The 26,326-nt window shown below is 58.5% G+C and carries 28 protein-coding genes, 1 pseudogene and 1 riboswitch; of the genes and pseudogenes, 7 read left to right on the plus strand and 22 right to left on the minus strand.

The annotated features are described in order from the left end of the window. Positions 1–5 precede the first annotated feature (5 nt). The 12 genes and pseudogenes from OE750_RS16805 to OE750_RS16860 all read right to left on the minus strand — a co-directional run bounded on the left by OE750_RS16805 (position 6) and on the right by OE750_RS16860 (position 10,750). Positions 6–497, minus strand: a complete 492-nt coding sequence (locus OE750_RS16805) for a cupin domain-containing protein (protein WP_263765473.1) — start codon at positions 495–497, stop codon at positions 6–8. Then, positions 494–1,807: a TRAP transporter large permease gene (locus tag OE750_RS16810; RefSeq protein WP_263765474.1), complete on the minus strand. Its 1,314-nt coding sequence runs from the start codon at positions 1,805–1,807 to the stop codon at positions 494–496. Before OE750_RS16810 ends, OE750_RS16805 begins: the two co-directional genes overlap by 4 nt. Further along, complete coding sequence (locus OE750_RS16815; protein ID WP_263765475.1) at positions 1,804–2,376, minus strand: TRAP transporter small permease; 573 nt, start codon at positions 2,374–2,376, stop codon at positions 1,804–1,806. Before OE750_RS16815 ends, OE750_RS16810 begins: the two co-directional genes overlap by 4 nt. A gap of 118 nt (positions 2,377–2,494) precedes the next feature. Next, complete coding sequence (locus OE750_RS16820) at positions 2,495–3,271, minus strand: ABC transporter ATP-binding protein (RefSeq protein WP_263765476.1); 777 nt, start codon at positions 3,269–3,271, stop codon at positions 2,495–2,497. Next, positions 3,268–3,855, minus strand: a pseudogene (locus OE750_RS16825) (FecCD family ABC transporter permease); the annotation flags it as partial. The pseudogene OE750_RS16825 and the gene OE750_RS16820, both read right to left, overlap by 4 nt. Next, positions 3,855–4,056: riboswitch (cobalamin riboswitch) on the minus strand. It overlaps the preceding pseudogene by 1 nt. A 153-nt stretch (positions 4,057–4,209) precedes the next feature. Then, on the minus strand, positions 4,210–4,974 hold the full coding sequence (locus OE750_RS16830) for an SDR family NAD(P)-dependent oxidoreductase (protein WP_263765477.1): 765 nt from the start codon (positions 4,972–4,974) through the stop codon (positions 4,210–4,212). Positions 4,975–5,053: 79 nt separating this feature from the next. After that, positions 5,054–5,908: an alpha/beta fold hydrolase gene (locus OE750_RS16835; RefSeq protein WP_263765478.1), complete on the minus strand. Its 855-nt coding sequence runs from the start codon at positions 5,906–5,908 to the stop codon at positions 5,054–5,056. Further along, positions 5,905–6,984 carry a branched-chain amino acid ABC transporter permease gene (locus tag OE750_RS16840; RefSeq protein ID WP_263765479.1) on the minus strand — a complete coding sequence of 360 codons (1,080 nt, stop codon included), beginning with the start codon at positions 6,982–6,984 and terminating at the stop codon, positions 5,905–5,907. The genes OE750_RS16835 and OE750_RS16840 overlap by 4 nt, the downstream gene beginning before the upstream one ends. A gap of 10 nt (positions 6,985–6,994) precedes the next feature. Further along, a complete protein-coding gene (locus OE750_RS16845; protein ID WP_263765480.1) occupies positions 6,995–7,987 on the minus strand; it encodes a branched-chain amino acid ABC transporter permease in 993 nt (330 codons plus the stop codon). A 12-nt stretch (positions 7,988–7,999) separates the two neighbouring features. Then, positions 8,000–8,704, minus strand: a complete 705-nt coding sequence (locus OE750_RS16850) for an ABC transporter ATP-binding protein (protein ID WP_263765481.1) — start codon at positions 8,702–8,704, stop codon at positions 8,000–8,002. Beyond that, the gene (locus OE750_RS16855; protein ID WP_263765482.1) at positions 8,701–9,480 is read right to left on the minus strand and encodes an ABC transporter ATP-binding protein; all 780 of its coding nucleotides are present in this window, start codon (positions 9,478–9,480) and stop codon (positions 8,701–8,703) included. The genes OE750_RS16850 and OE750_RS16855 overlap by 4 nt, the downstream gene beginning before the upstream one ends. Before the next feature lie 73 nt (positions 9,481–9,553). Further along, the gene (locus tag OE750_RS16860; RefSeq protein WP_263765483.1) at positions 9,554–10,750 is read right to left on the minus strand and encodes a substrate-binding domain-containing protein; all 1,197 of its coding nucleotides are present in this window, start codon (positions 10,748–10,750) and stop codon (positions 9,554–9,556) included. 112 nt (positions 10,751–10,862) lie between these two features. Here OE750_RS16860 and OE750_RS16865 point away from each other — a divergent pair, with 112 nt between their 5' ends. The 3 genes from OE750_RS16865 to OE750_RS16875 all read left to right on the plus strand — a co-directional run bounded on the left by OE750_RS16865 (position 10,863) and on the right by OE750_RS16875 (position 13,073). Further along, positions 10,863–11,456 (plus strand): LuxR C-terminal-related transcriptional regulator, encoded by a 594-nt coding sequence (locus OE750_RS16865; protein WP_263765484.1) that lies wholly within the window; start codon positions 10,863–10,865, stop codon positions 11,454–11,456. A 194-nt stretch (positions 11,457–11,650) separates the two neighbouring features. Beyond that, on the plus strand, positions 11,651–11,965 hold the full coding sequence (locus OE750_RS16870) for an ArsR/SmtB family transcription factor (protein ID WP_263765485.1): 315 nt from the start codon (positions 11,651–11,653) through the stop codon (positions 11,963–11,965). 55 nt (positions 11,966–12,020) lie between these two features. Further along, the gene (locus OE750_RS16875) at positions 12,021–13,073 is read left to right on the plus strand and encodes a permease (protein WP_263765486.1); all 1,053 of its coding nucleotides are present in this window, start codon (positions 12,021–12,023) and stop codon (positions 13,071–13,073) included. A gap of 3 nt (positions 13,074–13,076) precedes the next feature. On the opposite strand, the gene OE750_RS16880 is transcribed toward OE750_RS16875, so the two are convergent. From OE750_RS16880 to OE750_RS16900, 5 genes are read right to left on the minus strand one after another with little or no spacing between them, the layout of a single operon-like run. After that, positions 13,077–13,802, minus strand: a complete 726-nt coding sequence (locus OE750_RS16880) for an SDR family NAD(P)-dependent oxidoreductase (protein ID WP_263765487.1) — start codon at positions 13,800–13,802, stop codon at positions 13,077–13,079. Beyond that, entirely contained in the window at positions 13,799–14,344 is a 546-nt protein-coding gene (locus OE750_RS16885; RefSeq protein WP_263765488.1) for a DUF3833 domain-containing protein, read from the minus strand. The genes OE750_RS16880 and OE750_RS16885 overlap by 4 nt, the downstream gene beginning before the upstream one ends. A 6-nt stretch (positions 14,345–14,350) precedes the next feature. Beyond that, positions 14,351–15,520, minus strand: a complete 1,170-nt coding sequence (locus tag OE750_RS16890; protein ID WP_263765489.1) for an SAM-dependent methyltransferase — start codon at positions 15,518–15,520, stop codon at positions 14,351–14,353. After that, positions 15,520–16,266, minus strand: coding sequence for a DUF1365 domain-containing protein (locus OE750_RS16895; RefSeq protein WP_263765490.1), 747 nt, complete (start codon positions 16,264–16,266; stop codon positions 15,520–15,522). The genes OE750_RS16890 and OE750_RS16895 overlap by 1 nt, the downstream gene beginning before the upstream one ends. Then, complete coding sequence (locus tag OE750_RS16900; protein WP_263765491.1) at positions 16,263–17,555, minus strand: NAD(P)/FAD-dependent oxidoreductase; 1,293 nt, start codon at positions 17,553–17,555, stop codon at positions 16,263–16,265. The genes OE750_RS16895 and OE750_RS16900 overlap by 4 nt, the downstream gene beginning before the upstream one ends. A 105-nt stretch (positions 17,556–17,660) precedes the next feature. On the opposite strand from OE750_RS16900, the gene OE750_RS16905 reads away from it, so the two are divergent. Continuing rightward, a complete protein-coding gene (locus OE750_RS16905) occupies positions 17,661–18,314 on the plus strand; it encodes a sigma-70 family RNA polymerase sigma factor (RefSeq protein WP_412176239.1) in 654 nt (217 codons plus the stop codon). Then, on the plus strand, positions 18,311–18,943 hold the full coding sequence (locus OE750_RS16910; protein WP_263765492.1) for a ChrR family anti-sigma-E factor: 633 nt from the start codon (positions 18,311–18,313) through the stop codon (positions 18,941–18,943). Before OE750_RS16905 ends, OE750_RS16910 begins: the two co-directional genes overlap by 4 nt. A gap of 114 nt (positions 18,944–19,057) precedes the next feature. Here the strand turns inward: OE750_RS16910 and OE750_RS16915 are convergent, their stop codons facing one another. The 4 genes from OE750_RS16915 to OE750_RS16930 are packed head-to-tail and all read right to left on the minus strand — an operon-like array spanning position 19,058 to position 22,477. Continuing rightward, positions 19,058–19,885: a metal ABC transporter permease gene (locus OE750_RS16915; RefSeq protein WP_263765493.1), complete on the minus strand. Its 828-nt coding sequence runs from the start codon at positions 19,883–19,885 to the stop codon at positions 19,058–19,060. Between the two features lie 5 nt (positions 19,886–19,890). Next, positions 19,891–20,748, minus strand: a complete 858-nt coding sequence (locus OE750_RS16920; protein ID WP_263765494.1) for a metal ABC transporter permease — start codon at positions 20,746–20,748, stop codon at positions 19,891–19,893. Continuing rightward, positions 20,745–21,593, minus strand: coding sequence for a manganese/iron ABC transporter ATP-binding protein (locus OE750_RS16925; protein WP_263765495.1), 849 nt, complete (start codon positions 21,591–21,593; stop codon positions 20,745–20,747). Before OE750_RS16925 ends, OE750_RS16920 begins: the two co-directional genes overlap by 4 nt. Then, positions 21,593–22,477, minus strand: coding sequence for a metal ABC transporter substrate-binding protein (locus OE750_RS16930; RefSeq protein ID WP_263765496.1), 885 nt, complete (start codon positions 22,475–22,477; stop codon positions 21,593–21,595). The genes OE750_RS16925 and OE750_RS16930 overlap by 1 nt, the downstream gene beginning before the upstream one ends. Positions 22,478–22,621: 144 nt before the next feature. On the opposite strand from OE750_RS16930, the gene OE750_RS16935 reads away from it, so the two are divergent. Further along, positions 22,622–23,290: an SDR family NAD(P)-dependent oxidoreductase gene (locus OE750_RS16935; protein WP_263765497.1), complete on the plus strand. Its 669-nt coding sequence runs from the start codon at positions 22,622–22,624 to the stop codon at positions 23,288–23,290. Positions 23,291–23,415: 125 nt separating this feature from the next. Then, positions 23,416–24,339 (plus strand): XdhC family protein, encoded by a 924-nt coding sequence (locus tag OE750_RS16940; protein ID WP_263765498.1) that lies wholly within the window; start codon positions 23,416–23,418, stop codon positions 24,337–24,339. 113 nt (positions 24,340–24,452) lie between these two features. Here OE750_RS16940 and OE750_RS16945 read toward each other — a convergent pair whose 3' ends face one another. Further along, on the minus strand, positions 24,453–25,934 hold the full coding sequence (locus OE750_RS16945; protein WP_263765499.1) for a protein adenylyltransferase SelO: 1,482 nt from the start codon (positions 25,932–25,934) through the stop codon (positions 24,453–24,455). Positions 25,935–26,326: the final 392 nt, after the last annotated feature.

Consider the following 26,326-nt stretch of genomic DNA (forward strand, 5'->3'; position numbering starts at 1 on the left):
GAGCGTTACTTTTTACCGACAGGGCCGCTTGGGCGCACGATATTTTCGTGATCGACAAGATCCCATGGCATGTTTTGATTACGGTAGATGCGTTTTTGCAAGCGGGGATAGTCGGCCACATCATGCGCGAGGCGCTCGCCGACAACAAGGCAGCGGAAAGTCCCGGAGCCTGTGTTTTTGAGAGAGTGAGCCGCACCACCTTTGCGGTAGCCGAGGAAATCTCCTGCTTTAACGGGGTGCTCCTCCTCGCCGATGTAGGCGGTGGCTGTGCCCGAGAGGACAAACACCGCTTCGTCCTCGAAGATGTGCGCGTGATGTTCCGTTGTCTCATGGCCCGGTTCAACCTCGATCAGGTGAAAGCCGAAGCCTGTGAGGCCGGTCAGATCACCCAGCGATTTGTTGAGCCGCTGGGCGTTATCGTTCAGAAAGTGCGTCTTCGCCGTTCCGTCGAGCGCCGCGATTTCCTCGGCGGTAACGATATAGCGCTCTTCGCTCACGGGATCAGGAACAGTGTGATTGCGGGGAAGAGCACAAGGATGACCACGCGGATAAGATCGGATCCGACAAACCACATGACGGCGCGGTAAGTCTGGGTCATGGGTGTTGTCTTGTCCATCGCGTTGATGATGAAAAGATTCATGCCCACAGGCGGCGTTATCAGCCCGACCTCGACCACGATGAGCACGAGGATACCAAACCAAATTGCGACATGCTCGGGGGTCATGCCGAAATCAAGCTGGCTGATCACGGGAAAGAAGATCGGGATGGTGAGAAGGATCATCGAGAGGCTGTCCATGAGGCAACCGAAAATAAGGTAGAATGCCAGCACGATGATGAGAACTGTCCAGGCACTGAAGCCCTGCCCGACGACCCAAGCAGAGAGCTCCTGCGGCACTTGGGAAAGCGCCAGGAAGCCGTTGTAAAGCGCAGCACCGAGGACGATGAAAAAGATCATGCCTGTCGCTGTGGCTGTGGCGATGATGCTTTCCTTGAACACGCTCCAGGTCATGTTGCCTGAAACCAGCGCTATGAGGCCTGTGCCTGCCGCGCCGATGGCTGCGCCTTCTGTGGGAGTGAACCAGCCCGCGTAGATACCGCCGACAACAAGGCTGAAAACAACGAGCACGGGCCAGACATCAACCAGCGCGCGCCAGCGCTCGGCCATTGGGGTGGGCTCGCGGGTGCCTGCCGCATCAGGGTGAACGCGCACGTAGATAGAGATGGTGATGATGTAGCCGAGGGCTGCAAGGATGCCGGGAATGAAGGCTGCAAGGAAGAGCTTGGCGATGTTTTGCTCTGTCAGGATCGCGTAGATGACGAGGATGACAGAGGGCGGAATGAGGATGCCCAATGTGCCACCAGCGGCGAGCGTGGCTGTTGAGAAGCCGCCTGAGTAACCATAGCGGCGCAGCTCCGGCAGGGCGACACGGCTCATGGTGGCGGCTGTGGCGAGGGACGACCCACAGATTGAACCGAAACCCGCACATGCGCCGACAGCGGCCATGGCGACGCCACCTTTGCGGTGACCCAAGAAGCTTTCGGCGGCTTTGAACAACGCCTGCGACATACCTGAAAGGGTCGCAAACTGGCCCATAAGCAGGAACATCGGAATAATGGTAAGGGAATAGGAAGAAAACGTGCCGTATGTCTCGGTTTTGAGGCGGGACATGAACATATTGGTATCGCCCGTGGCGAGCCAGAGGCCACCTATGCCTGCAAGCAACATGGCGAGACCGATGGGCGCCCGCAGGAAAATCATCAGAAGGAGGGCGGGAAAGGACAGAAAGCCCAGTTCAAGCATAGTCAATGGGAGGCTCCTTCGGAATGAGGCATATAGCGGCGGCCAGTGGCAGCCTCGGCAACGCGCGCAAAGGCGCAGTAGAGCGCGACAACACAGGCCATGACAGAGCCGAACAAGCTAAGTGCGTAGGCCCACCAGATTGGAAACTGAAGTAGAAAGGTTGTTTCGCCGTATTGCATTTTACTCATCATCCCCTCGTAGAGGCGCGCCGTGATAAGAAGGATTGCAACTGTGAGCACAACTTCCCAAAACGCCATAAGCGCCTTGTTTGTGCCGCGGGGGAGAGCGGATGTGAAGATATCAACCGTTGCATGTGAGCCGTAAAGCTGGGTGATCGGGAGAAAGGCGAAGATTGCGAAAGCAACGCCTGCTTCGAGCAATTCGAAATCGCCGGTAATCGGCCCCACGCCTGTGCCGATAAGCCAGTCACCAAAGCCGCCGATATAGCCCGTATGCCCCAGTGTGTTGAGACCCCGGCCAAAGACGCTGACGAAAGTGAGGACCACCAGCGCACAGAGCACAAGGCCACCGAGCACGGCCATGACCCGGGCAAGTAGTGAAATATATTTGAGCATTGGCTCCCCCCAAACAACTCTCTGGCGACTCATATCATCGACCGATCGGTCGAAAATATTAGTTGCGCGTATAACTACACAGAAGCGTAAAGCGATCAACCCCGTGTTTCTACTTATTTCACTTAGAGGATAACGAGCGCGTGACCCCGATGGGCTGGAAAATCGGGCCTTGGGCTGTGGCTTCATAAAATACCTGAATGCCAAAGACCGTATTGAGCCGCTCCGGGGTGAGCACTTCGGCGGGCGCGCCATCGGCCACGAGGCGGCCCTTGGAGAGCATGAGGATACGTGTGCAATGCCGCGCGGCAAGGCCCAAGTCGTGCAGCGAGACGATCACGGATTTGCCCTGCGTGGCGAGGGCGGCGAAGCTTTGCATCGTGCCGATCTGGTGGGCAGGGTCGAGTCCTGCGATGGGCTCATCGACCATCAGAAGCGGGGTTTGCTGCGCCAAAGCACGGGCGATGAGAACGCGGGCCTGCTCGCCGCCGGAGAGCTGGTTGGCGAAGCGGTGGGCAAAGCCTGTCAGCCCCATCTCGGCAAGGGCAGCATCAACAGCGGCGCGGTCTTCCCTGCGCAGTTTGGCTCCACGCGGGAGGTGCGGGATACGGCCCAGCGCGACCACGGTTTCAACCGTCATGGGCCATGCGATATCGCGCGCTTGCGGCAACCAGGCCACGGCGCGAGCGCGCTCTTGGGCCGTAAGGACAGCCAGAGAGCTTGTGCCTTTTGAGGGCATCAGGCCGAGGGCTGCGCGCATGAATGTCGTTTTTCCCGCACCATTGGGGCCAATGAGGCCAACGCACTCGCCCTGCCCTATCGTGACGGTGACATCGTCCACCACAGGACATTCGCCGCGCAGTGCGGTGAGGTGCGTAAGAGAGAGAAGCGCGCTCATGATAGCTCGCTTCGTGTTTTGTAGATGAGGTGCAGAAAGAGCGGTGCGCCAATGATGGCCATGACAACCCCGATTTTGAGATCACTTTGAGGCAGCACAAGCCGCACCGTTATATCGGCGGCGAGCACCAGCGCCGCGCCGCCAAGCGCCGAGGCCCACAGGAGCCGCGAGGGACGACCGCCCACAAAGGGGCGCAGGATATGCGGCACAACGAGACCGACAAAGCCGATGGCCCCGGCAACAGCCGTGGCCGCACCGACCACACAGGATGTGCCGAGCACGAGCGACAGGCGCAAGCGGGTGAGGTTGATCCCCATCGAGCTGGCCGCATCTTCGCCGAGAGTGAGCGCGTCAAGCCCGCGTCCCAGCGTGCCGAGGATCAGCCAACCAAGGGCCATAAAAGGCAATGCCAGCCAGACATGCAGCATGGAACGGTCTGCAAGCGAGCCCATCATCCAGAAGATAATTTCGCTGGTCGCGTAGGGGTTGGGCGAGAGGTTGAGCACCAGAGAGGTGAGCGCGCCAGCCATGGCCGAGATGGCTATGCCTGCGAGAATGAGTGTCATCGAAGCGCCGCGCGCACCGGTAGGGTGATCAGTCTGGCAGGTCTCCTGACTTGCGGGTCGTTGCTTGGCTGAGCCTTCCCACCCTTGGTTCGGGGGCAGTGGCCTATGTCAGCTTCGCTCGCCGCTTACAGTTGCGGGGGCAGTTGTGGATTGGGCCCGAAAGCCGCACCACATTCCCTATTCACCGGCAGATGCCGGACCAGAATGATGAAGCCCTATTACGACTCGGCCTTAAGCGTCAAGCTTCCAAAGCCGCGTTCGCCTGAATATGCTTTTTTCTTGCTAAAAATATCCACAGGGGTGAGGCCGCAGGCCGAGGGGCGCGTGCGCCCCTAACCAGACAAACCTGTGCGCCGTAGGCGCTCCGCTGGATCAGTCGGCTGTCCAGCCGCCATCAATGAGCATCGAAGTTCCCGTGACAAGCGCCGAAGCCGGCGACGCGAGATAAAGAACCGCGCCCATGATATCTTCGACCGCGCCAACACGGCCCAGTTTGATCTTTTCTTCGATCCAGGCGACGCGGGCGGGGTCGGCAAATGTTGGTTCCGTCAGGGGCGTGCGAATGAATGTCGGGCAGATGGTGTTGATGCGGATGCGCGATTTGCCCCATTCGATAGCCATGGCTTTGACCATGCCCTCAACCGCATGTTTAGACGCGCAATAGACCGCGCGGTCCACCCCCCCGACATGGCCCATCTGGCTTGAGATATGGATGATGCTGCCTTCAATTCCTGCGTCCTGCATGGCCTTCGCCGCCCACGCCGACAGAAAGTAAGCGCCGCGCAGGTTGATGTTCATCACGGCGTCAAAATCGTTCGGTTCGGTTTCAACCGCGGGAGAATGTTTGGCATAGCCTGCCGCATTAACGACAATGTCAAAGGCGGCTTGCTCGGCCAAGGCCGCTTTCATCGCCTCAAGGTCGGACACATCAAGCGCGAGAGCCTCCGACGACCAGCCCTGCCCTGCCATTTCACCGACTGTCGCTTGCAAGCGCTCAACGCCCCGCGCGGCACAGACCACATGTGCGCCCGCCTCTGCGAGCGCAACGGCACAGCCCTGCCCGATGCCTGAGGACGCGCCTGTGACAAGTGCGCGCTTGCCTGTGAGGGTCATGGAGGGCGTTCTGGGAAGGGTCATGGCTCATCCTGTGGCATTGTTTGAGGCCGCAGTTTGGCGCAGCTTGTAGAGCTTGTGCAAGCCGTAAAACCCGAAACCGTTAGCTGGCGGCGCTCAGTTCGGCGATGACGTGGCGCAGGAGGGCAGCATCTTCCGGATTGGCCAGTGCGGGCGCGTGACCGCAGCTTTCAAACAGGGTAACTGCGGGCTTTGGCCCCTGTTCTTTCATGCGCGCAAGGATATCAGGTGTGAGGATGTCCGACTTTGCCCCAGCTAAAACGTGGGTTGGTAGCGTGATGCGTCGGTAGCGGTCCCAGCTGGTCAGTTCTGCGGCAGAATACTCAAACTGCTGGATGATGCGTGGATCGTAATGCAGCGTAAAGCGCCCGTCGGAGCGGCGGCGCAGGGAGCTTCGGACCATCCGCTCCCAGAAGCTTTCGGGCGCGGGGCCGAAAGGGTCGTAGACCGTGTGCAGCCAGGCCGCAGCCTCTTCAACACGGTCAAACTCGGGCAGGTTGCCTGCATAGGTGAGAATCCGCTCGATTGCTTCTTGCGGCACTTCCGGGCCCGTATCATTGATAATAAGATAGTTAAGGCGTGCGGCCAACGGGCTGGAGGCCATCCGCATACCTATGAGGCCACCCATCGAAGTGCCGAGCCATCCGGCCTTATCAATCGCGAAGTGGTCAAGCATATCGACGGCGATGCCGGTGTAATATTCGATAGAGTATTCGGCCTTGGGATTACTCGACCAGCTTGAGAGGCCCCGACCGATGGTATCGGGGCAGAGCACAAAATGGGTGTCGCTCAGGGCACGGGCGAGCTCATCAAAGTCGCGGCCTGTGCGGGCAAGGCCGTGCCACATGACCAGGGGCTTGGCGGCAGGATCGCCCCAACATGTCACATGCAGCTCGTGGTCCAGCACCGAGACAAAGCTGTGGCGCGGCGTGCTCATGAGCGTGCGCCTTTGTCCCATAGGGTGCCTGCAATGCCTTTAGGGAAGAAATAGACCAAGAGGATGAAGATAATACCGAGCCAGAGAAGCCAACGATCAGGCTCGAACAACTCGGGCAGGAACGGAACCCCGTGCAGGGCCTCGGAGGCGACACCCATCAGATCGCGCAGGTAGTATTGCGCGATGACCAGAAGCACTGCCCCGATGACGGCGCCATACATTGTGCCCATTCCCCCGATGACGACCATCAGCAAAATGTCGATCATGATGCTGAAACTGAGCGCTGTGTCGGGGCCTGTGTATTTGAGCCAGACGGCATAGATTGACCCTGCCAAGGAGGCTGTCACAGCCGCGATGCAGAACACGAAAGTGCGGTAGGCGACAACGCGGTAGCCTATCGCCTCGGCGCGGGCCTCGTTCTCGCGGATGGCTTTGAGCACAGTTCCAAGCGGCGAGGCGACCATGCGCAAGCAGAGGATGAACAGCACGAGGCATGTTGAGAAGACGAAGTAGTAAGCCGCCAGTTTGCCGTTGAGCTTTACGCCGAAGAGCCGGGCAACTTTGCCATCGGCATCGACCATGAGCTTATTGGCAGTTTTGAACAGGTCCGGGGCTTTGTAGGTGATCCCGTCTTCGCCGCCCGTGAAGCCCGAGAGCTGCGAAGCCAGCACGAGCGCAACCGAGGCTGTGGCCAGTGTGATCATCGCAAAGAAGATCGCTTTGACGCGCAGCGATAGGAGGCCCACCGCTATTGCCACAACAATGGACACCACGAGGCCCCCGGCAGCGCCGAGCAAGACAGCATCCCATCCCGGCCCCATCTCCTTGAGCGCAATCGCCGCGCCGTAGGCTCCGAAGCCGAAGAACATGATATGGGCGAAGCTGACAATGCCTGTGTAGCCGATGAGCAGATCGTAGCTTGCGACCAGAACGATGAAAATACAGATGCGCGCAGCCACTTCGAGCGAGCGGGTGTCTTGAAAGAGGAAGGGCGCGAAGAGAAGCAGCGCGCCTATGGTGAGCACGAGGCCTTTGATGAAGAGCGCACCTTTGGGGGATTTGGTTGTTTGTGTCATATCATGCGCCTCATTTCACAGCCGGCTTAAGGCCGCTGGGCCGCCAGAGCAGAATGGCCATCATCAACAGCATGTTCGAGGCCAGCGCCAGTTTGGGTGCGAGAAAGCCGATATAGTTGGCCATGAGGCCGACCATGATTGCGCCGAGGAGTGTGCCTTCGACAGAGCCTAGACCGCCGATGATCACCACGATGAAAACGACGATCATCATCTCGCCTCCCAAGGCGGGGGTGATCAGGGTTTCGTAGCCCGCCCACATTGCCCCGCCGAGCGCTGCGAGCGCCGATCCGACCATGAAGACGCCCACAAAGAGGCGGTCAATCCGGAAGCCGAGTGCCTCGACCATCTCACGGTTTTCAACGCCTGCGCGGATGAGAAGGCCTATCCGCGTACGCTTGAGCACGAGGAAGAGCGCGATATAAACCGCGAGGCCGAGCACAAAGGCAAAGGCGCGGTAAATCTCGACTGTCACGTTGCCGAAAAGCCATGACCCTTCGAGGAAGGCGGGGCGCTGGACGGTGATGGGCGAACCGCCCCAGACAGCGAGGATGATCTGTTCGGAGACAATCAGCGCGCCCATGGTAATGAGGATCTGGCGCAAGTGATCGTGATAAACCGGCTTGATGATAACCACCTCGAAGAACCAGCCTGCAACAAGACCAAAGGCCAGCGCCGCTGAAAACGCGAGGAAAATGGCGAGGAGATTGAGGCCGATATGGGCCGAGCCGAGCCAGCCTGACATGTAGGCCAAAGCACTTGCCGAGATGAACGCGCCGAAGCTAATGAAGGCGGAATGGCCGAAGTTGAGCACATCCATGAGGCCGAAAATGAGCGAAAGCCCCGAGGCCATGAGAAAGATCATCATGCCCATCGCGAGGCCCGCAACTGTGAGCGTAACCCAGCTTGAGGGCGCGCCGATGAGCACGAAAGCAACGAGCGCCACGAAGACGGGGAGAAGGTAGACCCCGCCGAAGCGCTCCAGAGTTTGGGAGAGTTGATTCATTTGTCTATTCCTTCACGCGGACAGGCTGAGAAGCTGCTCTTGCAGAGCGGTGTCAGCGGCAAAACCGGCCATTGTGCCAGTGTGGACAATGCGGCCATCATCAATCACGGCCATGTCGCGGCCGAGCCTTTTGGCGAAGTTGAAGTTTTGTTCGACAAGCAGGATTGTTGTTGTCTCGCCGATCTCCAGAAACGCCTCTGCCATCGCATCGATGATCGAGGGGGCGAGGCCTTTTGTGGGCTCGTCGATCAGGATAAGCGCGCGCGGCTCGATGATGGCGCGGGCAACGGCGAGCATCTGCTTTTGCCCACCCGATAGCGACCACGCCTGCTTTGTCCAGAACTGCTCAAGCGCGGGGAAAAGTTGATAGATGCGTTTGAGGCGGGTGGCGTCAAACTTGCCCTTGGCTGTGGCGAGAACCAGGTTTTCCTCAACCGTCAGGCCACCGAACACGCCCATGTTTTCGGGCACAAAGGCAATCCCTTTGCGGGCGATATCGGAGGCGTGCAACCCTGATATATCCTCGCCTTTGAAGTGCACCGAGTTGGCGCTTGGCGTCCAGAGGCCCATGATAGAGCGCAGCGTTGTTGTCTTGCCGGCGCCGTTGCGGCCCAAAAGAACAAAAACGCCGCCTTCGGGAACATCAAACGTAACATCGTGCAGAACGTGATACTGGCCAATAGAAGTTTTCATTTGGTTAACGGACAGAAGGGTCATGCCGCATCCTCCCCTGATGAGCCGAGATAGACCTCGCGCACGACCTGGCTTTGCATCACCTCGTCGGGAGGGCCATCGGCCAGAAGCTCTCCATTGTGAAGCACGATGATACGGTCGGCCAGCGCTCGGACAACGCTCATCTTGTGCTCGACCAGAAGAATGGTTTTGCTTTTGTCTTGTTTCAGTTTTGCAATCAGTTCGAGCACATCGGGGGTGTGATCAAGGCTCATACCTGCGGTTGGCTCGTCGAACATGTAAATATCGGGTTCCATCGCCATGAGCAGCGCCACTTCAAGCTTGCGCTGATCGCCATGCGGCAAGGCGGCAGCGGTCATATGGGCTTTGGCGGAAAGCTTTGTTTCCTCAAGGTAGTGTTCGGCCTCTTCCGTGAGCGACGCAAAGCGCGACACGGGGCTGAAAAACCGCCACCCGTGACCAGAACGCGCCTGCACGGCAAGGCGGATGTTTTCCAGAACCGTGAGAGCAGGAAACAGATTGGTCAGCTGGAATGCGCGGCCGATGCCACGACGGGCGCGCGCCGAAGGCGCAAGGCGGGTGATATCTTCTCCGCCTTTCAAAACGCGGCCTTCGGAGGCGGGAAGCTGACCTGAAATGAGGTTGAAGTAAGTGGTTTTGCCAGCGCCGTTCGGGCCGACGATGACGGTCAGCTCACCGGGATTGAACGCACAGCTCACAGCGTTGACTGCAACATGCCCGCCAAAGCGGATTGTCAAATTTTCTGTCACCAGAGCGGGTTCGGACGCAGAGGCTCGCATAAGGCTCTCAATTTGGTTGGAGTTGAAAAGAGGCTCCGGCGCGCGTGGTGCGCCAGAGCCAAGGGTTGGCCGATCAGTTGTTGCGGCCGATCGGAATGTTCATTTCCTCCGGCTTGATCTCGCGGACCAGCTCGGGGATTGCCCATTCGACTGCATCATCCACTTTGATCTTGAAGTGATACATGGATTGCAGCGCCTGATGGTCTTCAGCGCGGAACGTCATTTCGCCTTTCGGTGTGTCCCAGCTCATGCCTTCCATTGCCGTGATCAGCGCTTCTGTTTCGAGTTCTTCTGCTGTTTCAAGAGCTTTCACCACAGCAAGCGCAGCTGACATGCCACCGGCAGTGAAGAAATCTGGCGGGCCGTCGAAGCGTGCCTGATGCTCTTTCACGAGCCAGTCGTTGATCTCGTTTTTTGGCGCTTCGTAGTAATAATAGATCGCGCCCTCCATGCCGGGCACGCGCTTGTATGTCGGAAGCACGGGAAGGATGTGACCCCCTGTCGAGATTTCGATGTCAAAACGCTCGGGCTGCATGGCCTTGATTTTGCCCATCGGATCTCCACCGCCTGCGACGTAGATCAGGATAACCTTGCGGCCTTCCTTATCTTTCAGAGCATTGAACATGCGCTCGGCCGCGGCTGTGAAATCGGTTGTGCCCTGGGGTATGTATTCCTCTGTGACAACAGTAGCACCCGAGCCATCGAGCGCCGATTTGAAGGCGTTGATACCGTCACGGCCAAAGGCGTAATCTTCTGCCAGAGTGGCCACAAAAAGGTTTTCATCGGGTTGCAAAGCAATGGCTTGTGCTTGCATGTCCATCGAGCTGTTGCGCGATGTTTTGAAGACGTAGCGGTTGCTATCGGGGCCGGTGAGGCTGTCGGCGACGGCGGGTTCGATGATCAGGAGTTTTTCGTATTCTTCCGCGATCGGCAGCAAGCCCAGCGAAACGCCTGAAGAGGTGGCGCCGACGGCCAGCAGAACATCATCATCGCCATAGGCCTCGGCCAGAACGGCGCGGGCGACATCGGGCTTGAACTGGGTGTCTTTCATGATCAGCTCGATTTTGCGGCCTTTGACCATGCCTGTGCCGTTGGTTGCGTATTCGATTCCGAGTTCGAACCCTGTCTGGGATTGCTTGGAAAAAGCCTCGAAAGCGTGGCCCGACATGCCGTGAACGAGAGCAATTTTGATGGGCTCTTCGGCCCATGCGGCTGTGGCCATAGCAAGGCCTGCGACGGCGCCGAACACCGTTTTGATAAGTGGTTTCATGTTGTTCCTCCCTGAGTGATTGTGCGAGACCCTGTGACGTTGCCACAGGGGGTGCGCTCGCATACAATCGTGCTAAGAGAGGGTCGCTCAGAGGCTGCGATTGCGCAATATTGTGAAAACACGTATCGACGAAAGCTTTGAAACAGGGTGCTTTGACGAACTGGCCTTTACCTATGCGCCAGTGGGCCTTGTTGTGACCGAAAACCGTGTGATCCGCGACTGTAACCTCGCCTTCGCAGCTATGTTCGGCTATGAGCGCGATGACCTGCGCGGACAGACATTTGCGCGGCTTTACCCGAGCGACGAAGAGTTTGACAACATCCGCGACCGCGGGATCAAGTCTTTGAAAGAACACAATACTTACTGGGACGAACGCATTATGGCGCGCAAGGATGGCAGCCTGTTCTGGTGCCGCACGCGGGGGCATAGCTTTACCCCTGACGAGCCTTTGATGCGGGCGGTCTGGAGCTTTGCCGACCTGAGCCAGATACGTCCCTACCAGCCGCTCACGCGGCGCGAGAGGGAGATCGTTTCGCACCTGTCCGACGGGCTGACGAGCAAGGAAATCGCTCTCAAACTTGACCTGAGTTACCGCACTGTCGAGGTGTATCGCGCGAAGCTTTTGAAGAAGTTCGAAGTGAGCAACACGCAGGGTTTGATACAGGCTTTGGGCGGGCTTGGCGGCGAACAAGTTGTGAAGCGGTAAGGCTGCGCACGGTGGGGTTAACGGGTTTGAAAGCCGCTGATTCCCGGGGGGGTGAAACCCGTGCACAATGCGTGCACCACCCGTGCACCGCGCGATTCAGGATTTGGTTAACGGAAATTAAGTTAACGGGGCGTTCGGAACACTGCTTTTGCAACATTCTTGACATAACTAGAAATGTAGTTATGAATCACCCCATGATGACACAAACTTCAGCCGCCCTCGCCCTTGCCGCTCTTGGCCATGAAACCCGTCTTGCTATCTTCCGTCTTCTTGTGAAGGCGGGGAATGACGGGCTGAACGTGGGCGAGATTGGCCAGCACCTTGGCATGGCCGCGTCCACTCTGGCGCACCATTTGGGCGCGCTTGTGGAGGCGGGGCTTGTAGAGCAGGAGCGGCAGGGCCGCCAGATTGTGAACCGTGTGGACTTTGGCGTGATGAACCAGACCGTTTCGTTTTTGACAGCGGAGTGCTGTGTCGGGGTCAAGCTCACACAGGAGGATGCGGCGTGATATGCGCGCCGATTTTTCTTCAGCTTAATATAACCAGATTTCTAAGGATATCGAAATGACTGATCAAAGCCTGCCGCCCCGCTCGACCCTGGCCGTGGTGCTCCACACACTCTGGAACCGTGAGAAAGTCTGGCTGTTTTCGGCCGCTTTGCTTGCGGCTTTGTTTCTTGTCGATTCTCAGCAGGGGGCGACGAGTGCAGCCTTTACGGCGCAGAACCTTCTCAATGTTGCACCCTTCCTTTTGCTTTCGATCGGGATTGCAGCCTATGCGGGCGCGACGGGGGCAGACGGGCTTATCGCGCGGGCTTTCACCGGCTCGCCAATGGTTATGATCCTGATTGCGGCTCTCGCGGGCGGGCTTTCGCCCTTTTGCTCCTGCGGGGTGATCCCACTGATTGCGGCCTTGCTGGCGATGGGCGTGCCTTTGTCGGCCGTCATGGCCTTTTGGCTGGCTTCGCCCGTAATGGACCCGTCGATGTTTATCCTCACCACAGGTGTGCTCGGCTTTGAATTTGCCATAGCCAAGACGATGACGGCGGTTGGCCTCGGGGTGTTTGGCGGCTTTGTTGTGCATATGGTTGCGCGGGCGGGCGGGCTTGCCGACCCGTTGCGCGAAGGTGTCGGCAACGGCGGCTGCGGAGCCTCGAATGTGCGCACGGTGAAGCCTGTTGTCTGGACATTCTGGCGCGAGAACCCACGGGTGACGAAGTTTTGGCGCGAGGGTCTGAAGACCACGCTTTTTCTAGCCAAATGGCTGACGTTGGCGTTTTTGCTCGAAAGCCTGATGCTGGCGTGGTTGCCTGCCGATCTGGTGGCCAGCGCCCTTGGCGGAACGGGGCTTGCCCCCATCGCGATTGCCACGCTTGTGGGCGTGCCTGCTTACCTCAACGGCTACGCGGCCCTGCCGCTTGTGGGCGGGTTGATGGAGCAAGGCATGGCGCCGGGGGCCGGGCTGGCCTTTCTTGTGGCGGGGGGTGTCAGTTCCTTGCCAGCGGCTGTGGCTGTCTGGGCCTTGGTCAAGCGGCAGGTGTTTTTGCTTTACCTCGGGCTTGCGCTGACGGGTTCGTTTGCCAGCGGATTGCTGTTTCAGCTCTGGATGGCGATTTGAGGTTTAATTGAAAAGCTTGAGCCAGAGGGCGCGCGGGGTGAAGCGTGCCAAGCTGAAGAGCCATGCGAAAGGGCGCGGGAAGGCTGTATCAAAGCGGCCTTTCCGCATTGCCTTCAGCACCTGATCGGCGGCTTCATCAGGGGTCATGATCTGCGGCATGTTGAATTTATTCTTCGCTGTGAGGCGGGTTTTGATGAAGCCGGGGTTGATATTTTGAACCTTGATCTGGGTTGTCTTCAAATCGGCATAGAGCGTTTCGCCCATGTGCATGAGCCCGGCTTTTGATGCGCCGTAGCCAATAGAGCCGGGCAAGCCGCGATAACCTGCGAGAGAGCCGATGAGAACGATGTGCCCTCGGCCAGCCGCCGTGAACTGCGGCACGATATGGCCGAGCACATGCAGCGCACCAGTGAAATTGACGGCGCTCATCGTCTCAACGCTGTCTGCATCCCATGATTGGGCGCTCATCGGGTCGTAATAACCCGCGAGGTAGACCACGCCATCGACTGCGCCTGCCTTTTGGGCCCCAACGGCCACAGAGGATTTATCGGTGACATCAAGCGGCGCGGTTGTGGCGTTGGGCAGTTTGTCGGCCAGCGCTTGCAGCTTGTCCTTTGAGCGCGCAGAAAGGACAAGGTGTGCGCCCTCGGCTGCGAGCTTGTGCGCCAGTGCTTCGCCGAGGCCTTCGCTTGCGCCGACGAGCCAGTATTTCTTGCCTGCGAATTTCATTTAACCGGCCTCATTGTTGCGATGAGTTCGGCTACTTTTATGCCGAACTTGCGCATCTGGGAGCGGTTCAGGATATTGCCGTTTTCCATGAGGTAGAGCCAGTCGGTCACATCGAGCACATGGCTGCCCGCCTCTTCTGTCAGGCGGATTTTGTAGCGCATGGAGACAGCGTTGCCTGTTTGCTGGCCGCGGGCCTCACCGATAACATCGCTGGCTGTGGCGGTAAAAGCACCGTTTTCGCCCATTGTCAGATGCCATTTGCGCGACTGGGGGTTGCCTGAATCATAGAGAAACTCTTCGGCGAGTGACCCTGTGTTGCCCTCCCATTCGCCTGTGAACTCTGCGGTGAAGCGGGCGGCAACGCGGCCACTTGGGCCATAGATCATTCCTTCGGACTCAAGCTTGCCGACAAGGTGTGTGCGAATATCAATCACCGGCGTTTTGGCGGCGTAGTCATCGGGCTTCTGGCTTTTGAAGGAAAAGCCCGGACGAAAGGCGATCAGCGCCAGACCGGCGATGACACAGAGCAGGAGGGTGATCATGAAATGTTACCTTTTATGCGCGTGAGACAGCTCGACCTGAACAACATCGGTTTGGCGCATCCCGAAAGCGGCGGCGCACATCTGTAAATAGAATTGCCAGCTGCGCAGGTGCGCATCGCTGTAGCCGATCTGCTTGATCCGCTTCACGTTGGCTTCCATCCGCTCTGACCAGATGCGCAGGGTTTGCGCATAATCCTGCCCGAAGGCGTAACTTTGTGTCACTTTCAGCCCTGCGCGGCGGGCCTCGTCGGCGATGACCGCGTCAGAGAGCAGCATACCGCCAGGGAAGGTATACTGGCGGATGAAATCGGAACTGGAACGGTAGATATCAAAGTAGGAGTCAGGCACGGTTATAGCCTGAATGACGGCGCGGCCTTCACTTGCGAGGCGTTGTTTGAGCATGGCGAAGTAGCTTGGCCAATAGCGCTCGCCCACGGCCTCGATCATCTCGATGCTCACGATATTGTCGTATGTGCCTTGCGTGTTGCGATAGTCACAAAGCTCGATAGCAGCGCGGCCATCGAGGCGGGCGTCGGCATAGCCTTTTTGAGCTTTTGAGATGGTGATGCCTGTCACGTTGCGGCCGGCTTCGGCGGCACGCTCGGCGAAGCTGCCCCAGCCGCAGCCAACTTCGAGCACCGACTCCCCAGAACCAAGGCGCGATAGGACACGGTCCAGCTTGCGGTTTTGGGCGCGGGTCAGATCATTGTCGCCGTGGGCAAAAATGGCTGAGGAATAGCTCATGCCCTCGTCCAGCCAGAGTTGGTAAAACTCGTTGCCAGTGTCGTAATGCGAACTGATATTGCGCGCCGCACCTTTGATGGAATTGGCGCGCAGGATACGATCAACCGTGCGAAACTTGAGGGTGTTCCAGCGGTTTGGATAGGCATAAAGCTCAAGCGTGGCGAGGTTGGCAATGGCAACGCTGCCCAACGCTTCGATAGACGGGGTTGTCCAGAGGCCCGCCACATAGGTTTCTCCCAGGCCGACATCGCCGCGCGCGGCGATGGCTGTGACGGTGGACCAGTCATGGATAACCATTTCGGCCTCGGCTCCGCCGCCGTTGCCGAAGCTGTGGCGGTGGCCCTCGGGGGTGACGATATCAAGGCGGCCTTCGTCGATCTGCGAGCAAGTATCGAGGAAATCATGCGCAACGCGACGTGTGAGAAAACCCATTAGCTTACTTCCTTTTCCGGTGGCAAAGGGCGGCTGCGAAAGCGCGCGCCTTTGAAATAGAGTTTGACGGCCTGCCAGTGAATGAGCACCAGTGCCCGCAAGGGGCCAGTCGGGCGGCGCAGCGCCGCGCGCAGAACGGCGCCGTTTGTGAGCGGCGCACGGGGGCCAAAAAGAGTTGCAATCAGCCCCTCCTCGCCATTCTCGTGCGCGATGCGGATCGAAATACGCGTGGGCGTAATGTCATAATTGAATAGGTAGCTGCCCTGCACGTCCTGAAACGGCGAGACGTGAAAGATCTTTTTCGCCACGATACGGTCTTGCTTGCGGATAGGCGCAAAGCCTTCGCGCGCGCAGACATAGCTGTGACGGTCTCCCATAGTGTTTGACACTTCGGCGATCACGGCCACAAGATCGGCCCCCATGAAGGCGAGCCAGAAACTCACAGGGTTGAAGACATAGCCGAGAAAGCTTGGCTGCGTCAGCAAAAGGATGCGGCTTGGCGTGAGGCCTTCCCGTGCGAAAACCTCTTTGGCCCACGGCAGGCCCCTGCCCTCTTTCGGCGCGCCGCCGTGGTTTTTGTCGTGTACCGAAGCGAGATTGAAGCGGTTGCGCGAGAACAGCCCTAGCCGCGAGGGTGCTTCAGGATCAATCAGCACATAGTCCACACCGTAGCGGAAGGCGTTGTGGACGCTGCCGCGGCGGGCGTGGGTTGTGGCCCCTGCAATGTGTTCCGGCGCGAAGTTCATACCTTAACGCTTTCGATTGCGCTGCGCTCTATTTCGCGCGCGACATGCACGGCGCTGGCGAAGCCGTCTTCATGAAACCCGTGCCGCAACCAAGCGCCGGCAAACCATGTGTTGCGTGTGCCTTGGGCCGCCTTGATCTCTTGTTGAGCCTTCAGAGCGGGCCCGTCAAAGACAGGGTGACGGAATGTCTTTGTATCATAAATCAGTGCGTCGCGCACGGGTTTGTAAGGGTTGAGCGATACAAAGAGCGGATCGGCCTCAGGGATGTTTTGCAGGCGGTTCATCCAGTAGGTCACGCCGATAGAGGGGGCCTCTACGCTGCCATTGGCTTTGTAGACCCAGCTTGACCAGCACGCACGGCGCTTGGGCATCTGGTCTGTGTCGCGGTGCAGGATCATCCGGTTGTCCTGATAGCCTATGGCGCCGAGCATACGTGTTTCCTCAGCGCTCGGATCGGCGAGGAGCTTCAGCGTATCGTCGGAGTGGCACGCCATGATGACCTGATCAAAACGCTCCGTGCCGCCTTTGGCGTTGATCGTCACGCCATCCGCATCGCGCTTTACGTGACTGATAGGGGTGGCGGTGCGCAGCTTGACGCCTGTGGCGCGCAGGTGACGCTCTAGGCTTGTGACATACTGAATAGAGCCGCCCGAAACCGTATACCACTGGTGCTGGTTGGTGGCTGACAGCAGCGCATGGTTGGAAAAGAAGCGCACAAGGGAGCGCGCGGGAAAATCGCGGATCTCTTGCGTGGGGCTTGACCAGATCGCGCCGCAGATGGGCATAAGGTAATATCGCTGAAACCACGCGCCAAGGCCGAGCTCATCCATCAACTCGCCGATTGTCATATCATCTGAAGTGGCCGTTGCTTCGGCGCGGGCGTTGAACCTGAGAATATCGCGGATCATCCGCAGGTAACCGGGGCGGAGGGCGTTGCGGCGCTGGCCAAAGAGGTTGCCCAGCGATTGCAGACCATACTCCACACGGCCCTCGTCAATCGTTGCGCCAAAGCTCATGTTTGATTTTTCGACCGGCACATCAAGGTCATGGAACATGCGGGTGAGGTGCGGATAATTCACGTAGTTGAACACGATAAACCCCGTATCAACCGGCTGATCCCCCTTGAGCCCTGCAAGCTTGGTGCGGGCATGTCCACCAAGGCGCGGCGCGGCCTCGTAAAGCGTTACGTCATGCCGGGGGGAAAGTTTATAGGCCGCAGCCATGCCGGAAATGCCGCCGCCGACGATGGCAATCCGCTGGCGCTTGGGGGGTGGTGCATCAAAAGACATGTGAACTCCGCTTGAATATGAAGAGGTTACGCGCCGTTCTGACGGGCAGATCATAATGAGAGATAAAAAAATGATCCGGTCACGAAAGGACGGCGTAATGAGGTTATGTTGCACCTTGAAACACAACCCGACTTTGCACCTGCTCCGCCTCTTGCTAGGGTGGAAAGAACGCGCATTTCTCCTCCCGTTCAAGGTGAACCGAATTTGAAGACTTACTCTACAGAGACCGAACTCATGCTTGCGGTGCGCGACCAGAGAGACAAGCGGGCTTTCGGCAAGCTCTTTGACCATTTCGGCCCGCGGCTGAAAGGAGTTGCGATGCGATCCGGTCTCAGCTCCGGCCAGGCCGAAGACATGGTGCAGGACGTGATGCTGACGCTCTGGCGCAAGGCGCATCTGTTTGACCCGACACGCGCGCAAGTGTCGAGTTGGCTCTACCAGATAGCGCGGAACCGGCAGATCGATATTCTGCGCAAGGAAAATCGCCCTATGCCCGAGGCATTGAAAGCCGAGAGCGAAGCGGGCGACGAGAACACCGCCGAGGCACTCGGGCTTGAACAGGAGGTGAGCGCACTCAAACAAGCGCTGGCCAAGCTGAAGCCCGCACAAAGAGAGATGGTTGAAAAAGCCTATCTCGGAGAGCTGTCACACGGCGAGATAGAGGCCGAAACGGGCCTGCCACTGGGGACAATCAAATCGCGCATCAGGCTCGGGCTTGAGAAACTGCGCCACGAACTGGACGGAATACGCAAGACATGACGATCAAACATCATATCCCCGATGCGCTGATGCTGGAGTATGCCAGCGGGCGTCTGCCCGAACCCTTCGCACTTGTCGTTGCCGCGCATGTGTCGCTTTGCGATGAATGCCGCGCTCGGCTAGCCGCGCACGAGATGGCTGGCGGCGCCGTTATGGAGGCCCATGAGGGCGCTGAACTGTCTGGAGATCTGCGCAACAACGTCATGGCCATGCTGGACGATGCTGTGGAAGAGGCGCCTGTCTACGAGCGCTCCGGTATTTTCCCGGCTCCTGTTATGGAGGCCCTCAAGGGCCGCCCGCCAAAGTGGAAGCCCTTGGGTCGTGGCGTGCGCCAGTCGATCCTGAGCCACAACACATCAGGCTCCGTGCGCTTGCTCTATATTCCGCCGGGACTTGATATGCCTGAACACACCCATGGAGGACTCGAGCTGACATTGGTGCTGCAAGGGGCTTTCAGTGATGAAGGCGGGCGCTTTGGTGTGGGCGATGTTGAAGTTGCGGACGATGATGTGGATCACCAGCCTATCGCGGAAAAAGGCGAGGCCTGTATTTGCCTTGCAGCCACGGATGCTTCGTTGAAGTTCAATTCATTCCTGCCAAAGCTCTTCCAGCCTATCTTCCGTATCTAGGTTTTTTCTTGCCGAAAATATCCTAGGGGGAGGATTCAAAAGCTCTAAAGCTTTTGAATCAGGGGGACTAGTCCCCCAGTTGGTCGGATTTTCGCGAAGCGAAAATTCGAAGCTTCAAACAGCCGAACGCGCCTTGTTCTGCGCCAGCTTGCGCACAAACGCCATGATGAACATCGCCGTTTGAATGAGAATAATGGTTGGAGCAGGGGCACTATCAATGAAGAAGCTGAGATAGACACCCAAGAGCGACGACCCCAGACAAACCAGCACCGAGACCCAGAGCATGGTGCGGAACTCGCGCACCAGCAAAAACGCAATCGCACCGGGGGCGATGAGCAGGCCGATGGCAAGAATGAGACCCACGGCAGAGAGTGTCGCCACGATGGTGGCCGAAAGAGCTGTGAGAAGCCCATAGTGCAGCCAGAGCACGGGCAGGCCCGAGGCCTGCGCCTGGGCGGGGTCAAAGGCGTGCAGGAGCAGGTCTTTCCATTTGATCAGAAGCGCAGCCGAGACAAGCACGGCGATGATGCCTGTGGTCCAGAGTTCGCTCGTGGAAATGCCGAGCATGTTGCCGAAGAGGATGTGATTGAGGTGTGCGTTTGTCTCGATGCTCACGTAAAGCACAATCCCGAGGCCGAACATGCCCGAGAAGACAACGCCCATGACCGTGTCTTGCTTCACGCGGCTGTGCTCGGAGAGGTAGCCTGTGGCCAGCGCGCAGACCATGCCGGCGGCGAAAGCGCCGAGGATGAGCGGCGCGCCGAGGATATAGGCCAGCACGATACCGGGCAGCACCGCGTGACTCACCGCATCGCCCATCAGCGCCCAGCCTTTGAGGACGAGGAAGCAAGAGAGCAACGCCGTCGGCACAGAAATGAGCGCGACGATCAGGAAGGCTGTTTGCATAAATGGAAACTGGAAGGGGAGAAGCAGTTCGCTCATGCCACTTACTCCAGCGCTCGGCGGGTTTTGCGGCGCGCGGCCAGCCTGCCGTGCTTGGGCGCAAAGACAAATGCCAGAAGGAACAGCACGGTCTGCAAACAGACGATGATGCCACCTGTCGCACCATCGAGGAAGTAGCTCGCGTAGGCGCCTATAAAGCTTGTCACCGTGCCGATAGCGACAGAGGTAAAGATGAGCCGCGGGAAACGGTCGCAGAGCAGATAGGCCGTGGCCCCCGGCGTGACGACAAGGGCAATCACGAGAAACGCGCCGACAGTTTGCATGGCCGCAACCACGGAAGCAGAGAGCAGCACAAAAAACATCGCCTTGAGGCGTGCGGGGTTCATCCCGATTGAGCGGGCATGGCTTTCATCAAAGAAGGTAACCATCAGGTCTTTCCATTTCGCCAGAAGCACCGCGAGGGTGATGCCGCCGATGAGCGCCAGTTGGAGCGTGTCTTCAGGGGTGATGGCAAGAATGTTGCCCATGGTGATGCTTTGCAGATCAATGCTCACAGGTGAAACCGAGACGATGAAAAGACCGAGGCCGAAAAACGAGGTGAAGATGAGGCCGATGATAACATCGGTCTTCAGCCCCGAGCGCTCTGTGAGAAAGAGCATGGCCCCTGCCGCGAGGCCGCCTGCGAGAAAGGCCCCCAGCGCAAAAGGCAGGCCGAGCATATAGGCCCCGGCGACACCGGGAACGACGGAGTGGGACAAAGCATCGCCGATGAGCGACCAGCCTTTGAGCATGAGATAGGCCGACAGAAACGCGCAAACGCCGCCCACGAGCGCAGAGACCCACATCGCGTTGAGCATGTAGCTGTAGCTGAAAGGCTCTAGCCAAAATACAGGCCAGCTCATTGCTCGCGCTCCTGCCGTTGTGTCTGTTCGCCGTATTGCACGAAGGGGCGTTCATCATCTGTGAGGATGGTCACGGCGCGCTCATCGCTGTCTTCGTGAAGTGTGTCGCCGCCGATTGTAATGTGACGGAGCACGCCGCCGAAGGCTTCTTCAAGGTTGTCACGAGTGAAGACCTCATCGGTGTGGCCGTAGGCCAGAACAGTCCCCTTCACCAGCACTGTGCGGTCACAGAATTCGGGGACAGAGCCCAAGTTGTGCGTTGCAACAAGCATAACGCGGCCTTCATCGCGCAGCTCACCGAGGAGCTCGATAATCTGGTTTTCGGTCGTCACATCGACGCCTGTGAACGGTTCGTCGAGCAAGATCACCTGACCCTCTTGCGCCAGCGCTCGGGCGAGAAAAACGCGCTTGCGCTGCCCGCCTGAAAGCTCGCCGATCTGGCGCTTGCGAAACTCTTGCATGTTGACGCGGGTGAGAGCGAGATCAACCGCATCGTGATCGGCCTGCTTCGGGCGGCGCAGGAAGCCCATGTGGCCGTAGCGGCCCATCATCACCACATCTTCGACCAGCACAGGGAAGGCCCAGTCGACCTCCTCGGCTTGAGGCACGTAAGCGACGAGGTTTGATCTGAGCGCCTCTTTTACAGGCTTGCCGAGAAGCGTTATTTCGCCCTTGGAGATCGGCACGAAGCCCATGATCGCCTTGAACAGCGTTGATTTGCCCGCGCCGTTCACGCCGACAAGTGCTGTGACCGTGCCACGGGGGATTTCAAAGCTGGCATCGCGCAGGGCCGTGTGCCCGTTGCGGTAGGTGACGGTGACGCCGCTGGCGCAGATGCCTTGCATTATTTGGCTCCTTTGAGGCCGTTCGCGACCGTTTCTGTGGTGACGCGGAGAAGGTCAAGATAGGTTGGCACGGGGCCGTCTGCTGTGCTCAGGCTATCGACATAGAGCACGCCTCCGTAGGCTGCGCCTGTTTCGCGGGCGACTTGCTCGGCGGGCGAGGTGCTGACCGTGCTTTCGCAGAAGACGGCGGGAATTTTGTGTTCGCGCACGCCGTCTATCACGCGGCGAACCTGCTGGGGTGTGCCTGTCTGGTCGGCGTTCATCGGCCAGAGGTAAAGCTCTTGCAGGCCGAGGTCGCGCGCGAGGTAGCTGAAGGCGCCCTCACAAGTGACAAGCCAGCGGTTGTCTTCGGGGATCGTGTCGATCTGAATCTTGAGCGGCTCCAGTGTTTCGCGCAACTCGCCCGCGTATTTGTTTGCGTTGGCTTGGTAGGTTGCAGCGTTGTCAGGGTCTGCCATACTCAGGGCTTTTTCAATATTGGCGATGTAGATGAGCGCATTTTCAAGCCCCATCCACGCGTGCGGGTTGGCCTTGCCCTCATAGCTGCCAGAGCCGATCGAGATCGGCTCGATGCCCTCAGAGAGCGTGGCGGAAGGGACATCGCCCAGATTGGCGAGGAACTGCTCGAACCAGAGCTCGAGGTTGAGACCGTTCCACAGGATAAGGTCCGCATCGGAGGCACGGACGATATCACGGGGGGTCGGCGAGTAGCCGTGAATTTCGGCGCCGGGCTTGGTGACGGAGACAACCTCAGCCGCCTCACCTGCCACGTTTTGCGCCATGTCGGCAAGCACCGTGAAGGTTGTGACAACTTTGAGCTTGTCTTCGGCCAAGGCGGCCGAAGCCGTGAAGAGAGCCGTTGAGAAGGCGAGTGAGCGGATCATTTTTGTCTCCTGTTAGTGTCTTGGCATGTGTTGCTCGTGGAGTCAAAAAACTGTTATTGCAAATCATTCTCATTTGCAAGTGGAGCTTTAAGCTGTCGATCTTTGGCCACTTGCAATGACTGATTGTGGGCTTAGGGTGAGAACATGAGAGAGAAAGCCCTGATCATCGGAGCGTCTGGCGGCATTGGCGCGGCTGTAGCGCATGAACTTGAAACGCACGGCTGGGATGTTGCGCGGTTGTCGCGCGCCATGGACGGGCTTGATGTGCGCGAGCAAGCGAATGTGGACTCGCATTTGGGCGCGCTGGAGGGGCCATTCCAGCTGGTTCTTATGGCTTCCGGCATTCTGGCTTCCGAGGGTGCGGCCCCCGAAAAAGCGCTGAGCCATATACGGCAGAAAAGCTTTGAAGAGGTCTTCAAGGTCAATACCTTCGGGGTTGCTTATGTGCTTGGTCATGCCCCGAAACTATTGCCGAAGAAGGGCCGTTCTGTACTAGCTGTCTTGACAGCAAGGGTGGGCTCGATTGGCGACAACCGGATTGGTGGATGGTATGCTTACCGTGCCTCGAAAGCAGCGGCAAACCAGCTTGTGCGCGGTGCAGCTGTCGAACTGGGGCGCAGCCATAAGGAAGCCATTGTGGCAGCTCTGCACCCCGGGACTGTGGCGACAGATTTTACTGCTGATTATGCGGAACGGCACAGCACCGTGAGCGCGGAAACTGCGGCGAAGAATCTTGTGAAGGTGATGCTGGGACTGAAGCGCGAGGAAAGCGGGCAGTTTTTTGACTATGCGCATAAGCCGATTGAATGGTGAACGGATGACACCCTGCATATGACGCATTTGAGCCAAATTCTTCGGCGGATGATCACCCGTTGTTGACGGGTTTGCCAAAACAAGGTTAGCGCGAGGTTAACGCGCCTGACAAAAAGGACATAAACATGAGCGTTCCAGCGCTTGACGCCAGCAGTGTAATTGAGCCGATCCGCCAGCTTGCCGAGGCGGGCGGCGCGGGTGTGCTTTGTGTGATCACCCATGTTGAAGGGCCGTCTTATCGTCCGCTTGGGGCCATGATGGCTGTGATGGACGACGGGCGGCGCGTTGGCACGCTTTCGTCCGGCTGTGTTGAGGCGGATATTGCGCTCCACGCGGGCAAGGCGCTTGAAAGCGGTGCGCCTTATACGGTGCGCTACGGGAAGGGCTCGCCATTTGCGGATATTGTGCTGCCCTGTGGTGGCGGACTTGAGATAATGCTCGTGCCGCGACCTGATGTGGCGGTGCTGCAGGAACTGCTCGCCCATCACTTGGCACGGCAGGCTTGTGTGCTGGAAGTAAGCCAGCGCAGCGGCAATATCTGCGCGGTGCCTGAAGGGCGGACCGGCTGGACCGGCGATGTGTTCAGCGTCGCGATCGAGCCCGAAATTTACTTCTTTATCTTTGGCAAAGGGCCGGAGACGTCCACGTTTGCGGGGCTGGTGCAGGCGGCGGGCTATCCCAACCTTGTGCTTTCACCCGACGAGGAGACACTTGCAGCCGTGGCGGCAGCGGGATGTGCCACGCGGCATCTGACCCATGCGCATTGTCCTGAGGGGCTGGGCATCGACAACCGTAGTGCTGTTGTTTTGTTCTTCCATGACCACGAATGGGAGCCACCGATACTGGCGCAGGCCTTGGCGAGTGATGCGCTTTACATCGGTGCGCAGGGAAGTATGCGCGCGGCAGAGATGCGGCGGATGGAGCTTCATCGGCTCGGCGTTTCCGATGACGCATTGGCACGGCTCAAAGGGCCGATCGGGCTTGTGCCATCGGTCAGGGATGCGCGTAAGCTGGCGGTGAGTGTTTTGGCGGAAGTGTTGAGCCTTTAGGGATTGCGCTTTGCCTTCGGCAAATCGCCCCGCTGGGGGACTTTGTCCCCCTGATTCAAAAGCTTTAGAGCTTTTGAATCCTCCCCCTAGGATACTTCCGGCAATAAGAAAGGCTATGTGCCGCAAAATGTTTTGTATGGGCCGAAGCTTTCGGGGGCCGGATGCGTATAAGCCTCTGCGTTTGGCTGTGCCATGAAGGGAGTTTGGAGCAGTTTGAGAAGGGTATCAAAGGGAACCATATCACCCTCTTCGGCGGCTTTCAGAGCCTCTTCAACCATGTGATTGCGCGGGATGTAGAGCGGGTTGGCCGCGTCCATGGCATCGGCGCGGGCCTCTGGTGTTGTGGACTCGTTGGCGGAGCGTTTGAGGTAGGCGGCGAGCCATGTATCAAGCTCTTGGGCCGGGTCATCATAGAGCGCGCGCAAGGGGGCGCTGTCGCCTCGGACCGCCCCGGCGAGGGCGCGGAAGGCTTGAGTATAGTCTACATTCTGGCCCTGAAGTGTCATCAGGAAACCATTGGCGAGGGCGAGATCGCCCTCTTCTTCCAACGTGAGACCCAGCTTCTTGCGCGCGCCTTTGAGCCATGCAGCCTGATAGAGCGCGGGGAAGCTGTTGATCACTTCAGTGGCTAGCGCGATGGCTTTGTCATCGTCGGCATCAATGAAACCAAGGAGGCATTCGGCCAGCCGTGCAAGGTTCCATGCGGCGATGTTGGGTTGGTTGCCGAAGGCGTAGCGGCCCTGTTGATCTATCGAGGAGAAGCACGCCTTCGGGCTGTAACTGTCGATGAAGGCGCAGGGGCCATAATCAATCGTTTCGCCAGAAATGGTCATGTTGTCGGTGTTCATGACGCCGTGCACAAAGCCGACATTGACCCATTGCGCCACGAGCTCGGCCTGCCGTGCGGTGACGCTTTTAAGAAAAGCGAGATAGCGGCCCTCGGTGCCGACAAGGTCGGGGTCATGGCGGGCGATGGCATAGTCGGCAAGTTTGCGTAACATCTCCGCATCGCCACGCGCAGCGAAGAACTGGAACGAACCCACGCGCAGGTGAGAGGAAGCCACGCGGGCGAGCACTGCGCCATCTTTTGCGCCTGTGTCACGGTGGATTTTCTCGCCCGTGGTGACGGCAGCAAGCGCGCGGGTTGTGGGGATGCCAAGGCCATACATGGCCTCACCAATAAGATACTCGCGCAGGACGGGCGCGAGCGCGGCCTTACCATCGCCACCACGGGAAAAGGGTGTGCGGCCCGAACCTTTCAGGTGAATATCGCGGCGGCGGCCAAAGCGGTCGAGCACCTCGCCGACAAGAATCGCGCGGCCATCGCCGAGCTGGGGCGAGAAACCACCAAACTGGTGACCCGCATAAGCCATGGCCAAGGGGGCTGCCCCTGTGGGCGCGCGCACGCCCGAGAAGACAAGCGCGCCTGCCTCGCCTGCAAGGTCATCCGCATCAAGGCCAAGCTCTTCGGCCAGCGCCACATTGAGGCGGAGCATTTGCGGCGCGGGAACTTTATCGCCCTGCCACTGTGCATAGGCGCCTGAAAGCTCGCGGTGATAACTGTTGTCAAAGGCGAAATCGGGGAGTTTTGTCATCTGGTGAATGTCCTGCTCATTACGACTCTATGTAGGCGAATGAGCTGCGGGATCAAGTTTTGTAAACGTGTGGCAGCTTCACAGCATCAACAACAAAGGCTTTGTGCGGATCAGCAATTGACTGACAGACTACAACGCCGGACGCCCCCATTCGACACATGGTATATGGCCTCCCGACGAGGTCTATGAAAGCAAAACAGAACCCATGGAATTGGCAGCTTAAATGAGCCCCTGATCCATGTTAGCATGGCTGCTGACTGGTCGAGAACCCAGGGCCACTTCTGTAAAGGCTGTAAGCGTTTTCATGGTTTTTCCCAAGGTTTCAAAATCTGCCGCGAGGCTCGCTTTGGCCGGCTACAATGTTGTGACAGGTTTTATTGTTTACAGTTGCC

The sequence above is a fragment of the Lentibacter sp. XHP0401 genome (assembly GCF_025751535.1).
Classification (GTDB): domain Bacteria; phylum Pseudomonadota; class Alphaproteobacteria; order Rhodobacterales; family Rhodobacteraceae; genus Lentibacter.

Excerpts from the sequence above, each read along its gene's own strand:
- OE750_RS16815 (WP_263765475.1), bottom strand. The coding sequence starts at position 2,376 with ATGCTCAAATATATTTCACTACTTGCCCGGGTCATGGCCGTGCTCGGT.
- OE750_RS16820 (WP_263765476.1), bottom strand. The coding sequence starts at position 3,271 with ATGAGCGCGCTTCTCTCTCTTACGCACCTCACCGCACTGCGCGGCGAA.
- OE750_RS16830 (WP_263765477.1), bottom strand. The coding sequence starts at position 4,974 with ATGACCCTTCCCAGAACGCCCTCCATGACCCTCACAGGCAAGCGCGCA.
- OE750_RS16835 (WP_263765478.1), bottom strand. The coding sequence starts at position 5,908 with ATGAGCACGCCGCGCCACAGCTTTGTCTCGGTGCTGGACCACGAGCTG.
- OE750_RS16840 (WP_263765479.1), bottom strand. The coding sequence starts at position 6,984 with ATGACACAAACAACCAAATCCCCCAAAGGTGCGCTCTTCATCAAAGGC.
- OE750_RS16845 (WP_263765480.1), bottom strand. The coding sequence starts at position 7,987 with ATGAATCAACTCTCCCAAACTCTGGAGCGCTTCGGCGGGGTCTACCTT.
- OE750_RS16850 (WP_263765481.1), bottom strand. The coding sequence starts at position 8,704 with ATGACCCTTCTGTCCGTTAACCAAATGAAAACTTCTATTGGCCAGTAT.
- OE750_RS16855 (WP_263765482.1), bottom strand. The coding sequence starts at position 9,480 with ATGCGAGCCTCTGCGTCCGAACCCGCTCTGGTGACAGAAAATTTGACA.
- OE750_RS16860 (WP_263765483.1), bottom strand. The coding sequence starts at position 10,750 with ATGAAACCACTTATCAAAACGGTGTTCGGCGCCGTCGCAGGCCTTGCT.
- OE750_RS16870 (WP_263765485.1), top strand. The coding sequence starts at position 11,651 with ATGATGACACAAACTTCAGCCGCCCTCGCCCTTGCCGCTCTTGGCCAT.
- OE750_RS16875 (WP_263765486.1), top strand. The coding sequence starts at position 12,021 with ATGACTGATCAAAGCCTGCCGCCCCGCTCGACCCTGGCCGTGGTGCTC.
- OE750_RS16880 (WP_263765487.1), bottom strand. The coding sequence starts at position 13,802 with ATGAAATTCGCAGGCAAGAAATACTGGCTCGTCGGCGCAAGCGAAGGC.
- OE750_RS16885 (WP_263765488.1), bottom strand. The coding sequence starts at position 14,344 with ATGATCACCCTCCTGCTCTGTGTCATCGCCGGTCTGGCGCTGATCGCC.
- OE750_RS16890 (WP_263765489.1), bottom strand. The coding sequence starts at position 15,520 with ATGGGTTTTCTCACACGTCGCGTTGCGCATGATTTCCTCGATACTTGC.
- OE750_RS16895 (WP_263765490.1), bottom strand. The coding sequence starts at position 16,266 with ATGAACTTCGCGCCGGAACACATTGCAGGGGCCACAACCCACGCCCGC.
- OE750_RS16900 (WP_263765491.1), bottom strand. The coding sequence starts at position 17,555 with ATGTCTTTTGATGCACCACCCCCCAAGCGCCAGCGGATTGCCATCGTC.
- OE750_RS16905 (WP_412176239.1), top strand. The coding sequence starts at position 17,661 with ATGTTGCACCTTGAAACACAACCCGACTTTGCACCTGCTCCGCCTCTT.
- OE750_RS16910 (WP_263765492.1), top strand. The coding sequence starts at position 18,311 with ATGACGATCAAACATCATATCCCCGATGCGCTGATGCTGGAGTATGCC.
- OE750_RS16915 (WP_263765493.1), bottom strand. The coding sequence starts at position 19,885 with ATGAGCGAACTGCTTCTCCCCTTCCAGTTTCCATTTATGCAAACAGCC.
- OE750_RS16920 (WP_263765494.1), bottom strand. The coding sequence starts at position 20,748 with ATGAGCTGGCCTGTATTTTGGCTAGAGCCTTTCAGCTACAGCTACATG.
- OE750_RS16925 (WP_263765495.1), bottom strand. The coding sequence starts at position 21,593 with ATGCAAGGCATCTGCGCCAGCGGCGTCACCGTCACCTACCGCAACGGG.
- OE750_RS16930 (WP_263765496.1), bottom strand. The coding sequence starts at position 22,477 with ATGATCCGCTCACTCGCCTTCTCAACGGCTCTCTTCACGGCTTCGGCC.
- OE750_RS16935 (WP_263765497.1), top strand. The coding sequence starts at position 22,622 with ATGAGAGAGAAAGCCCTGATCATCGGAGCGTCTGGCGGCATTGGCGCG.
- OE750_RS16940 (WP_263765498.1), top strand. The coding sequence starts at position 23,416 with ATGAGCGTTCCAGCGCTTGACGCCAGCAGTGTAATTGAGCCGATCCGC.
- OE750_RS16945 (WP_263765499.1), bottom strand. The coding sequence starts at position 25,934 with ATGACAAAACTCCCCGATTTCGCCTTTGACAACAGTTATCACCGCGAG.